The organism is Variovorax sp. GW822-FHT04E09 (assembly GCF_058800845.1).
Genome location: NZ_JBXAMR010000018.1, coordinates 1 through 11,167, shown reverse-complemented (window position 1 = coordinate 11,167; position 11,167 = coordinate 1). Strand labels below are relative to the sequence as shown.

Below are 11,167 nucleotides of genomic sequence, written 5' to 3'. Positions count from 1 at the left end.
GCACTCGGCGCTTCGAGGCGATACAGCCGCGCCGTCTGGCTCAGCTCGGCCCACAGGGCGCTGCGGTCAGCGGAAGGTGACGACGAACGCGTGCGCACAGGCACGCTGCCGTGGTTGGACATGGAACTCCCCGAACTTATTTTTCTTCCCCGCGTTGCGCGGGGTGGCATGCGTCCGATTGTCGGAGTCCCGGTGGCCCGAGCGTAAGTACCTGAAAGTAGCACCCGGCGATGCAGGACGGCGCCTCAGTCCGGCAAATGCACGCCGCTGTCCCGGCGCCCTTCTTCCTCTGCCGCCACCAACCGCAGCCCGCCGCGCACGCGCGCCAGCGTCTCGTTCTCGCGCTGCGGCGCATACACGGCGTGGGCCGAGTGCGAGAACTCGGGCGCGCCCTCCACCAGCCGCAGCCGGCCGTCGGCCAGGAAGGGCCGCGCGACGCCGATGCGGAAGTAGCCCGCGCCGCCCACGGCAAGCAGGTAGGTGAGCGCCAGCGGCCCGAGCGAGATCGACACCGGCGCGTGGGCCAGCTCCGGAAACGCCGCCTCGTGATTGGCCGCGAAGGCCGGGCCCCAGTCGACCGACACGTAACGCGTGCGGTCGAGCCGGCCTTCGGGGTCGGTGGTGACCATCACCAGCCGCTCCTCGGCCAGCAATTCGGCCACGAGGCCGGGGCGCTGCGGCGGGTTGTAGAGCACGGCCAGGTCGAGCGCGCCGCCCTGCACGGCGTCGAGCAGGCGCTGCGCGCTGTCGACCTCGGCGCGCAGCGCGATCTCGGGGCAGACGCGGTGCATCCAGATCAGCCAGTCGGCCAGCAGCGGATGCCACAGGCTGGGCTCGCTGCCCACGCTCACGCCTTCTTCGATCCCCGGCGGCAGCGCCACATGCTGGCGTGCGCGCTCCCACACCTGCACCAGCGTGGTCGCGTGGGCCACGAAGCGCTCGCCCGAGGCGGTGAGCCGCGCGCCGGCCTTGTTGCGCACGAACAGGCGCCGTCCGAGCTGGTCTTCGAGCAGGCGGATGCGCGCGCTGACGGCGGTCTGCGTCAGGTGCAGCCGCTCGGCCGCGGCCACGAAGCTGCCGGTGGCCGCGACTTCGAGAAAGGTGCGGGCGAGGCCGATGTCCATCGGATTCATATTAGTTTTTTTGCACTCATTTGCAATAAACATTCATTGGCTTGGGGAGAAGCATCGGTTCACCATGAGCGCACGACTTCAGGAGCCCTGCCCCATGCGTCCCCTGCCGCCCATGCCCCACGCCGCCCCGCCCGACGATGCCGCTGCGCCCTTCGCCGACACGCCCGCCGCGCTGCGCGCGCAGGGGCTGCGTTTTCCCGAGCGGGTGGAGGTGTCCTCGCCGGTCTGCTACGCCGACGAGCTGGACGCGGCCTACCGCGAGGCCGGCGACCGCGACGACCTGCTGGCCGCGCTGAACGAACTGCTCGAAGCCGAGCGCGCCGGCGCACGCATCACGCTGCGCAGCGCCGCCGAGACCGACGACCCCGCGCTGCAGCGCCTGGTGACCGACATCCACCGCGACGAGGTGCGCTGGTGCGGCGTGCTGATCGACGCGATCCAGTCGCTGGCCGCCACGCCCAGCACGCGCACCGGTGCGTTCTACGAACGCGCGATGGCCGTGCCGGAACTGGGCGCGCGCCTGGCACTGCTCAACCGCGGCCAGGGCTGGGTGGTGCGCAAGCTGCAGGCGCTGCTGCCGCGCATCGTCGACGCGCACATCCACGGCGAGCTGACGGCCATGCTGGTGTCGCACCAGCAGAACATCGCGCGCGTCGATGCGCAGCAGGCACCCCAGGCATCACAGGCCCCGCGCGGGCCGCAGGAAGGAGCTTCATCATGAATGCACAGGACGTCATGACCTCGCCGGTCTTCACCGTCGCGCCGGACACGCCGGTGCGCGACATCAGCGCGCTGCTGCTGGCGCGCCACATCAGCGGCGTGCCGGTGCTCGACCAGGGCGAGGTGGTCGGCATCGTCAGCAAATCCGACCTGCTGCACCGCTACGAAGCCGAGCCCGGCGGCGCGCCGCCGCACCCGTGGTGGCAACGCTGGGTGCAGCGCACCGCACCGCCGCGCGAGTACGTGCGCGCGCACGCCCTGCGCGCGGCCGACCTCATGACGCGCGAGCCGGTGTCGATCGCCGAAGACCTCTCGCTGGCCCGCGTCGCGCAGCTGCTGACCGCCTACCGCATCCAGCGCCTGCCGGTGGTGCGCGGGCGCCGGCTGGTGGGCATCGTGACGAGCGGCGACCTGGTCAAGGCGCTGCTGCGGCAGGCCGAGGCCGACACCTCGAGCGCCGATGCGTGCGACGACGCGCAGATCCTGGCGCGTCTCGTGGCCGAACTGGAGCGGCAGACCTGGTGGAGCCGCGCGTGGTCGCATGTGTCGGTGGACAACGGCATCGTGATGTACCACGGCATGGTCGGCAACGAGGCCGAGCGCGACGCGGCACGCGTGGCGGCCGAGGGCATCGCGGGCGTGCGCGGCGTGGTCGACGAGCGGCTGTGCACGATCGAATGGCAGACGATGGTCTGAAGGGAAAAAAAAGAAAGTTGCAACACGGCGCGGGGGTGCGCCATCCAATGGGCAGAAGGAACTCACCGCATGCCGCCCACCGCCCTGCCCCTCGCTGCCGATGCCGATGCCGACGCGAACGCGTCCGACGCCGAACTGGCCGCACGCGCCGCGCAGGGCGACACGCAGGCCTTCGCGCGCATCATGCGGCGCCACAACCAGCTGCTGTTTCGCACCGCGCGCAGCATCCTGCACAGCGACGCCGACACCGAAGACGCGCTGCAGGACGCCTACCTGCGCGCCTGGCGTGCCATCGGCGGCTTCCGCGACGAAGCGAAGCTCTCGACCTGGCTGGTGCGCATCGTCATCAACGAGGCGCTGGGCCGCCTGCGCCGCCGCGGCGCGCAGGTGATTCCGCTCGACGGCGGCGCGACTGCGGGGGACGACGACGACGCCCCCGACACCCAACTCGCCGACGACCCCGACCGCCAACCGGAGCGCCTCGCCATGCGGGAAGACCTTCGCCGACTCATGGAGCGCCGCATCGACCGGCTGCCCGACGCCTACCGCACCGTGTTCGTGCTGCGCGCGGTGCAGGAACTCAGCGTCGGCGAAACCGCCGAGGCGCTGCAGCTGCCCGAGGCCACGGTGCGGCTGCGCTTCTTCCGCGCCCGCAGCCTGCTGCGCGAAAGCCTGTCGCGCGACATCGACCTGGCGACGGGCGACGCCTTCGCGTTCGACGGCGCGCGCTGCGACCGCATCGTGGCGCGCGTGCTGGCGGCGCTGCCCTGATGCTTTCCCACAACCACCACCCCCGAGGAGACCTCACCATGTCCTTTTTCCTGATGCCCACCCCGGCCGCCGCGCGGCGTGCCTTTCTCGGCCACTCCGGCCTGATGCTGTCGGGCGCCGCCGTGGCGCTGCTGGCGGGGCGCGACGCGCTCGCCGCGAAGAGCGGCGGTGCGACCGGCAACGACGTGCAGATCCTCAACACCGCGCTCGGCGCCGAGCTCGAGGCCATCGCGGCCTACCAGCTCGGCGCGGAAAGCAAGCTGCTCGAGAAGCCCGTGCTCGACCTCGCCGTGACCTTCCAGGGCCACCACAAGGAACATGCGGACCTGCTGGCCAAGACCATCGCCAAGCTCGGCGGCAAGGCCGTCGCGGCCAAGGCGCGCTACGACTTCCCCGTGGAACAGCTCAAGTCGCAGGCCGATGTGCTGCGCTTCGCGGCGAAGCTTGAACAGGGCGCCGTGAGCGCCTACCTGGGCGCGGTGCCGCTGTTCGGCAACCGAGAGCTGTCGAAGGCCGCAGCCAGCATCCTCGGCGACGAGGCGATGCACTGGGCCGTGCTGCGCCAGGCGCTCGGCGAGGCGCCGGTGCCTTCGGCGTTCGTGTCGTGAGCCGTGCGGCGCGCGGGCTCGCAGCGGGCCTGCTGGCCGCGTGGGCCTGTGCGGCTGCCGCAACGCCCGACGCGGTGCGCGGCGAGCAGGTCTATGCGCGCTGCCAGGCCTGCCACGCGCTGGCCGCCGACCGGGTCGGGCCGCGCCACTGCGGCCTGTTCGGCCGGCTCGCCGGCAGCGTGCCGGGCTTCGCGTACTCGGAGGCGATGAAGAAGTCGCGCATCGTGTGGAACGACAAGACGCTCGACCGCTTCCTCAGCGCCCCGCTCACGATGGTGCCAGGCAGCAGCATGACCTACGACGGCGTGCCCGACCCGCGGGAGCGCGCCGACCTGCTCGCCTACCTGCGGCAGGCGAACGACACGCCGGCCTGCGCGACGCTTGCGCGCCCTACGCCGCGTTGACTGCAGGCGAAGCGGGTGTGAAGGCGCCCGCGATCTCGTGCGTCACGCGCAGGAAGGCTTCCATCTCGCCCACCGTGTGGCAGTGCAGCGGCGACACGCGCACGGTGCCTTCGAGCCCGAAGGATTCGAGCATCCGCTTCGAGTAGATGCTGCTGGCCACGCGCTCGTACACCGTGACGCCGCGCTGGCCGTACTCGACCACGGCCTGCGTGCAATCAAGGCCGTCGAAGCCGATGCCCAGGATCAGGTCGCGCTGCGTGAGGTCTTCATGGTCGAGGAACACCTGCACGCCGTCGAGCGCGCGCAGGCCCGGCGTCTGCGCGGTGCCGTCGAGCAGCGTCGCCAGCAGCGCGCGCTCGTGCAGCTCGATGCGCTCGATGCCCGCCACGAAGCGCGCCCGGCGGTCGATCGCATCGGTGAAGTGGCCGCCGAGCCAGCCCACGTAGTCGACGATTTCGGTGAGCACCGCGAACTGCCACGGCGCCGAGCTGCCCAGCTCCCAGTGGCCGGGCTTCTTGCCGGCCAGCTTGTGGTGCGGCAATGCAGCCGCGCGCTCCGACATCCACGAGAAGCCCGAGCCGCGGCAGCCGAAGAACTTGTAGGGCGCCAGGTTGATGCCGTCCACCGGCGTCTGCTGCAGGTCGATGACGCCGTGCGGCGCGTGCTGCACGGCATCGACGAGGATGTACAGGTCGGGCTTGATCTCGCGCGCGCGCCGCACGATGGCCGCCATGTCGAGCTTGGCGCCCGAGATGTTCGACGCGTGGATCACGTTGAGCACACAGGTGTTTTCGTCGATCAGCTCCACGATGGCGTCCACGTCGACGCCGCCGGTGACGGGGTTGCTCTTCGCCACGCGCAGCTCGCGCCCCAGGCGCTCCGCATACAGGCGCATGGCGTCGAAGGCCGACGGGTGCTCCAGCGCGGTCGTGACCATGTTCGTGCCCGGCACGTTCTCGGCCACCGCGCGCACCATGTCGAACATCGCGCCCGAGGCGGTGAGCGAGGGGTACACGCTGCCGCCCGTGGCGTTGAGGATGGTGCGCAGGTCGTCGGCGCCGCGCGCTTGCATGGCCTGCAGCTCGACGGCGGTGGCGTGGATGCGCTCGGCGTTGTCGGGAATGGCGTCGACCAGCGCGAAGCGCTCGACCGCGGCCTTCAGCCGGAACGAGCCGCCGGCGTTGTCGAAGTACAGGCGCTCGCGGCCGTGGTGGTCGCGTTCGATGCCCAGGAAGCGCTCGCGCACCTGGCGCATCAGCGCATCGGAAAGGAGTTCGCCTTGGGGCAGGTCCGCACGTGTGGCTGCCATGGTGTCAGACGCCCTTGTTGTTGGGGTTCTTGTAGATCTCGCGCACCGCGTCCGTCATCGGGAAGTTCAGGTTCGCGTTGCGCGGCGGGATCGGCGAGAGGAACCACTTGGTGTACAGCTGCTCGATGGCGCCCGACTTCATGAGGCCGTTGACGGTCTCGTCGACCAGCGCCTTGAACTCGGGGTCGTCCTTGCGCAGCATGATGCCGTAGGGCTCCTGGCGCAGCGACTCCTTCAGGATCTTGTAGTCGCCCGGGTTGGTGGAACTGGCGATCATGCCGGCCAGCTGCACGTCGTCGAGCACGTAGGCATCGGCGCGGCCCGTGGACAGCAGCAGGAAGCCGTCGGAGGTGTCCTTGCCCGCGATCTCGTTCACCTCGATGGTGCCGCTCTTGCGCGCGCCGCGCAGCAGCTGGATCGAGGTGCTGCCCGAGACGGTGGCCACGTTCTTGCCGTTGAGGTCGGGCAGCGCGTTGATGCCCGAGCTCTTCTTCACGGCGGCGGTGATGTTGGTGACGAAGTGGCTGGGCGCGAAGTCGACCTGCGCCTGGCGCTGCGTGGTGTTGGTGGTGGTCGCGCAGTCGAGGTCCACGGTGCCGTTCTGCAGCAGCGGGATGCGGTTGGTCGAGTTGAGCATGGTGTAGCGCACCTCGATCTTCGGCAGGCCCAGCTTGGCCTTCACGGCATCGACGATCTTCAGGCAGATGTCGTTGGTGAAGCCGATGGGCGCGCTGTCGGCGCTGAGCTTGTACGAGAACGGGATCTGGCTGTCGCGCGCGCCGATCTGGATCGTGCCGCTGTCCTTGATCTTGCGCAGCGTGCCGGCGTCCTGCGCGCTGGCGGCGCCGCAGACGAAGACGAGGGCGAGTGCCAATGCGAAAGGTGCGAGAGGCAATTTGAAGTCCATGGTGTGTTCCTTGGGTTGCAATGACGGTGGCCTGGCGCGCATCTTCTGCGTCCCGATGAATTTCTAAAAGCGATTTTTTGTGATCGAATCGCATGAAGAAAAGCGTTCTTTTTTCAGGAGCCGCCCGCCGTGATGACCTTCAAGCAACTCGAAGCCCTGTACTGGATCGCCCGGCTGGGCGGCTTCGCGCAGGCGGCCAACCAGCTGCACACCTCGCAGTCGGCCATCTCCAAGCGCGTGCACGAGCTGGAGCAGCTGTTCGACACCGAGCTGTTCGACCGCAGCCAGCGCACGGCGCGCCTCACCGAAAAAGGCGAGGAGATGTTCGTGCTCGCCAGGAAGCTGCTCGACCAGCGCGACGCCGCCGTCGAGCAGTTCGGCAAGCCCGGCGTGGTGGAGCGGCGCATCCGCCTGGGCGTGACCGAGCTCACCGCCATGACGTGGCTGCCGCGCCTGGTCGGCCTGATCCAGCAGCACTACCCCAAGGTGATCCTCGAGCCCGACGTGGACGACAGCCTTCAGCTGCGCGACAAGCTCCTGGCCGACGAGCTCGACGTGGTCATCGTGCCCCACACCTTCGCCGACTCGCGCATGCAGAGCAAGGTCATCGGCCGCGTGAAGAGCGCGTGGATGTGCAAGCCCGGCGTGGTGCAGGCCGGCGGCACCGTGCGCCTGCACGACCTGGCGCGCCACCGCATGCTGGTGCAGGGCAACAACTCGGGCACGGGCCGTGCCTACGACGCCTGGATGAAGGACCAGGGCGTGCAGCCCGCCAACGCGATCGTGGTGAGCAACCTCGTGGCGCTCACGGGCCTCACCGTGTCGGGCCTGGGCGTGAGCTACCTGCCGCGCGAATGCCTCGCGCCGCTGGTCGACGCCGGCATGCTCGAGGTGCTCGACGTGACGCCCGCGCTGCCCGTGGTGCGCTACGTGGCCATGCACAAGGGCGAGCACCGCAGCGCGCTCACCTCGTCGATCGTGATGCTGGCGCAGGCCTGCTGCGACTTCACGCGCATGTTCCAGGCGCAGCCGGAGGAAGAAGCCTCGTAGGGTTCGCGCGCTGCGCCCGGCGGGCCCAGGACACTGGGTGCTTCCCGCAGCGAAATCAAGGAGGAGGCCGCAGGCCGGGGGACATTCGCGGAGGGAAGTACCCGGTGGCCTGGGCCCGCGCCCTGAACGCTCACCCCCCGCGCGTCAACATCCGTCCTGCGCGCGCCAACACCTTCGCCTCGCCCTCGCCACCGCGATAGGCCAGCACCCCGTTCACGAACACGCGCTCGACACCGACGCTCACGCCGTGCGGCTTGTCGTAGGTGGCGGTGTCGGTGATGGTCTCGGGGTCGAACACCACCACGTCGGCCATGGTGCCGACGCGCAGCAGGCCGCGATCGGCGATGCGCAGGTTGCGCGCCGTCATGCCCGTCATCTTGTGCACCGCCTGCTCCAGCGTGAAGAGCTTGCGCTGGCGCCAGTAGCGCGCGAACACGCGCGGGAACGCGCCCCACAGGCGCGGATGCGGATGGCGGTCGTGCGGCAGGCCGTCGCTGCCGATCATGGTGAGCGGGTGCGCGATGACGCGCTCCACGTCTTCTTCCTGCATCTGGAAATAGCAGGCGCCGCCAGGCTTCAGCCCCAGGCAGGCCTCCTGCTCGGTGGTGCCCCACTCGCGCGCGATGTCGGAGATCAGGCGGCCGGTCATCTCGGGGTGCGGGTCGGACCAGGTCAGCAGCACGTCGATCACGCCGTCGACCAGGTCTTCGCGCAGCACGGTGGAGCCGGCCACATAGGGGTAGACGTCCATCGCGATCTCCTGGCGCTGCGACAGCGCCTCGATCAGCGGCAGCGTCTCCTTCGTGCGGCCCCAGTTCGCGGGACCGGCGCACTTGTGGTGCGAGATGACCAGCGGCACGCCCGCGCTGAAGGCCGTGTCGCCGGCCTCGTGCAGCGCCTCGATGATCTGCTGCATCTCGCTGCGCAGGTGCGTGGCGTACACGCCGCCATGGCGTGCCACGACGCGCGCGAGCGCGGTGACTTCTTCGGCCGGTGCGGCAAAGGCCTCTTCGTAGAACAGGCCCGACGACATGCCGTGCGCGCCCGAGGCCATGCAGTCGTCGAGCAGCGTTTCCATGCGCGCCAGCTCGTCGCCATCGGCGGGCCGGTCGAGCGCCTGCATGGCAGCGAAGCGCAGCGTGGTGTGGCCGACCAGCGCGGCCACGTTGAGTGCCGGCTGCACCGCATCGACCGCCGCGCGGTACTCGGCCATGGTCGCGTGCTTGAACGAGTCCGCACCCAGCAGCGTGAGCGGCGGCTTCGACTGCGGCGTGCGGTACGGCGCCAGCGAAATGCCGCAGTTGCCCGTGACCACGGTGGTGATGCCCTGCGACACCTTGGGCAGGCACAGCGGGTCGCGCAGCACGATGGCGTCGTCGTGCGTGTGGGCGTCGATGAAGCCGGGCGCGATCACCTTGCCGCGGCAGTCGACCACGTCGACGTCGGCGATGTTCAACCCTGCAGGCAGGCGCGTGCGAAGGCCTTCGCCCAGCGCCAGGATGCGGTCGCCCTGCAGCAGCACGTCGCCGGGCCACGAAGGGCCGCCCGAGCCGTCGACCACGAGGCCGGCTTCGAGCAGCACGGCTGGGGTGTCGCTCATGGTTCGCCGTCTCCCTTTTTTGTGTTGATGCCGCCACCGTCCCAGCTTTGCAGCGGGTGCGTGGTGGCGTCGATGCCGTGGCGCTGGAAGGCCTCGCGCGCGCGCTGCAGGCGCTGCACGGCGGGCTCGCCGCGGCGCTGCGCCACCAGCACGGTAAGGATCTCGATGACCGTGAGGTGCGTGAGGTAGGCGTCGATGCCCACGTGCATAACGGCGTCGTCGGGCACCGACAGGCCGATCAGGAAGTCGGCCTTGGCCGCGAGCGCCGTGCCCGGCCGCGTGATCGCGACCACCTGGGCGCCCTGCCCGCGTGCGATGTCGACCGCGTCGAGCAGCGAGGGCATGCCGCCCACGTGCGAGATGGCGATGACCACGCCGCCCGGGCGCTGCGCCGCGCCGGCCACCTGCTGCAAGTGGTAGTCGGCCCAGGCGTTGGCCGAGAGGCCGAGGCGGAACAGGCGCGCCTGCAGGTCGTTCGCCATGAACCACGAGGTGGCGCCCGCACCGTACAGGTCGACGTGCGGCGCGGCCGCGATGGCGCGCACCGCGCCGTCGAGCACCTGCATGTCGAGCTGGCCGCGCACGCCCGAGACCGAGGCCGCGGCGCTGCGTGCGATCTTGCCGACCACTTCGTCGGCGGCGTCTTCGATGTTGACGCGGCGGTGCAGCGGCGAGCCGCCGAGCGCCAGCTCCTGCGCGAGCGCGAGCTTGAACTCGCGCAGCCCGGCAAAGCCGAGGTCGCGGCAGGTGCGCATGATGGTGGGCACCGAGCTGCGCGAGCGCTCGGCGAGCTGCTCGAAGCTCTCTTCGAGCGCGCGGTCGGGGTCTTCGAGGATCAGGTCGAGGATCGCGCGCCGCGTGGCCGGCGCGTCGCTGCGCGCCTCGGCGATCCTCTGGAGCAATGAGGGCGTCATCGGTGCGTTGTTCAGAAGTGCATGGCGACGGCGTCGCTCACGCGGTAGTCGTTCTCGACCACGGGCATCCAGTGCCACTTGTCGAAGGTGGTGCAGGGGTGCGAAATGCCCAGGCCCACGCGGTCGCCGACCTTGGGTGCATCGGCCTCTTCGCTCTCATCCCAGCGCAGATAGGCGTGCTGGTCGTTCAGCGCGGTGATCTTCCATCCCGCGGGCACGCCCTGCGGCTGCAACGCGCCGCGCGCCGCGCGCGCGATCGGCACGGGCATCGACAGGTCGAAGGAGATGTCGCGCTTGCCGACCGACAGGATCGCCAGGCCCGGCTCGGGCCGCGACTGCACATTGGCCCAGACTTCCATCGCCGGCCTCAGGCCCTCGCCGCATTCGCAGCCCAGGCGTTCGTCGACCACGCTCACCATGCGCTTGTAGAAACCATGGTCGTGCGTGACGTAGCAGCCCGAGCGCAGCAGGCCGCGCACCGGCGAGCCCAGTGCGGGCTTCAGGCGACCGGCCACGAGGTCGAAGATCGCCGAGCCACCGGCCGAAACCAGCACCTCGTCGGTCTCGAAGAGCTGGTGCGTGTCGCAGTGGCGGGCCACGGCTTCCACACGGTCCATCAGCGTGGTGGCATAGGCTGTGTCGGGCCCGCTTTCGCCGGTGGCGCCCTGCCCTTCATAGGTCTCGATGCCCACGAGCTTGGCCGCATCGCTGGCGCGCACCCGCGTGGCGAGCGCAACGGCTTCGTCGTGCGTGCGGCAGCCGGTGCGTGCGCCCTGCACGCCAATCTCGAGCATGACCTCGAAAGGCACGCTCGCAGGATGGCGCTTCGACCAGTCTTCGATCAACGCCAGCTGCGCGATCGAATCGACCAGGAACACCACACGCAGGTCCGCATGGTCGGCCAGCAGCAGCTGGATGCCCGCCAGGTCTTCGTCGCTCACGACCTGGTTGGCGATCAGCGTGCGGCGCGCGCCGGCGGCCACGCCCACGGCCAGCTGCGTGACGGTGGCAAAGGTCAGGCCCCAGGCGCCGGCGTCCAGCTGGCGCTGGAACAG

At 70.1% G+C, this 11,167-nt stretch carries 12 protein-coding genes; 6 read left to right on the top strand and 6 right to left on the bottom strand.

The window, feature by feature from the left end; genetic code table 11:
* Window positions 1-245: 245 nt before the first annotated feature.
* The gene (locus tag AC1RL8_RS31175) at window positions 246-1,124 is read right to left on the bottom strand and encodes a LysR family transcriptional regulator (RefSeq protein WP_492687435.1); all 879 of its coding nucleotides are present in this window, start codon (window positions 1,122-1,124) and stop codon (window positions 246-248) included.
* A gap of 73 nt (window positions 1,125-1,197) precedes the next feature.
* On the opposite strand from AC1RL8_RS31175, the gene AC1RL8_RS31170 reads away from it, so the two are divergent.
* From AC1RL8_RS31170 to AC1RL8_RS31150, 5 genes are all read left to right on the top strand, one after another.
* Window positions 1,198-1,854, top strand: a complete 657-nt coding sequence (locus AC1RL8_RS31170) for a DUF6306 domain-containing protein (protein WP_493196663.1) — start codon at window positions 1,198-1,200, stop codon at window positions 1,852-1,854.
* Entirely contained in the window at window positions 1,851-2,549 is a 699-nt protein-coding gene (locus tag AC1RL8_RS31165; RefSeq protein WP_492687433.1) for a CBS domain-containing protein, read from the top strand. The genes AC1RL8_RS31170 and AC1RL8_RS31165 overlap by 4 nt, the downstream gene beginning before the upstream one ends.
* Window positions 2,550-2,618: 69 nt before the next feature.
* The gene (locus AC1RL8_RS31160; RefSeq protein ID WP_492687432.1) at window positions 2,619-3,320 is read left to right on the top strand and encodes an RNA polymerase sigma factor; all 702 of its coding nucleotides are present in this window, start codon (window positions 2,619-2,621) and stop codon (window positions 3,318-3,320) included.
* A 38-nt stretch (window positions 3,321-3,358) separates the two neighbouring features.
* Window positions 3,359-3,928, top strand: a complete 570-nt coding sequence (locus tag AC1RL8_RS31155; RefSeq protein ID WP_095951024.1) for a ferritin-like domain-containing protein — start codon at window positions 3,359-3,361, stop codon at window positions 3,926-3,928.
* On the top strand, window positions 3,925-4,332 hold the full coding sequence (locus AC1RL8_RS31150; RefSeq protein ID WP_492687431.1) for a c-type cytochrome: 408 nt from the start codon (window positions 3,925-3,927) through the stop codon (window positions 4,330-4,332). The genes AC1RL8_RS31155 and AC1RL8_RS31150 overlap by 4 nt, the downstream gene beginning before the upstream one ends.
* On the opposite strand, the gene AC1RL8_RS31145 is transcribed toward AC1RL8_RS31150, so the two are convergent.
* Both AC1RL8_RS31145 and AC1RL8_RS31140 read right to left on the bottom strand, forming a co-directional pair.
* Window positions 4,319-5,641, bottom strand: coding sequence for an aminotransferase class V-fold PLP-dependent enzyme (locus tag AC1RL8_RS31145; protein WP_492687430.1), 1,323 nt, complete (start codon window positions 5,639-5,641; stop codon window positions 4,319-4,321). The two genes, AC1RL8_RS31150 and AC1RL8_RS31145, sit on opposite strands and share 14 nt — an antisense overlap.
* Window positions 5,642-5,645: 4 nt before the next feature.
* The gene (locus AC1RL8_RS31140; RefSeq protein ID WP_492687429.1) at window positions 5,646-6,548 is read right to left on the bottom strand and encodes an amino acid ABC transporter substrate-binding protein; all 903 of its coding nucleotides are present in this window, start codon (window positions 6,546-6,548) and stop codon (window positions 5,646-5,648) included.
* Between the two features lie 132 nt (window positions 6,549-6,680).
* Here AC1RL8_RS31140 and AC1RL8_RS31135 point away from each other — a divergent pair, with 132 nt between their 5' ends.
* Window positions 6,681-7,598, top strand: a complete 918-nt coding sequence (locus AC1RL8_RS31135; RefSeq protein WP_307584190.1) for a LysR family transcriptional regulator — start codon at window positions 6,681-6,683, stop codon at window positions 7,596-7,598.
* A gap of 130 nt (window positions 7,599-7,728) precedes the next feature.
* Here AC1RL8_RS31135 and AC1RL8_RS31130 read toward each other — a convergent pair whose 3' ends face one another.
* The 3 genes from AC1RL8_RS31130 to AC1RL8_RS31120 all read right to left on the bottom strand — a co-directional run.
* The gene (locus AC1RL8_RS31130; protein ID WP_492687428.1) at window positions 7,729-9,198 is read right to left on the bottom strand and encodes an N-acyl-D-amino-acid deacylase family protein; all 1,470 of its coding nucleotides are present in this window, start codon (window positions 9,196-9,198) and stop codon (window positions 7,729-7,731) included.
* On the bottom strand, window positions 9,195-10,112 hold the full coding sequence (locus AC1RL8_RS31125) for a MurR/RpiR family transcriptional regulator (protein WP_492687427.1): 918 nt from the start codon (window positions 10,110-10,112) through the stop codon (window positions 9,195-9,197). Before AC1RL8_RS31125 ends, AC1RL8_RS31130 begins: the two co-directional genes overlap by 4 nt.
* A gap of 11 nt (window positions 10,113-10,123) precedes the next feature.
* A partial coding sequence (locus AC1RL8_RS31120; RefSeq protein WP_492687426.1) for an alanine racemase occupies window positions 10,124-11,167 on the bottom strand: 1,044 nt, incomplete at its 5' end.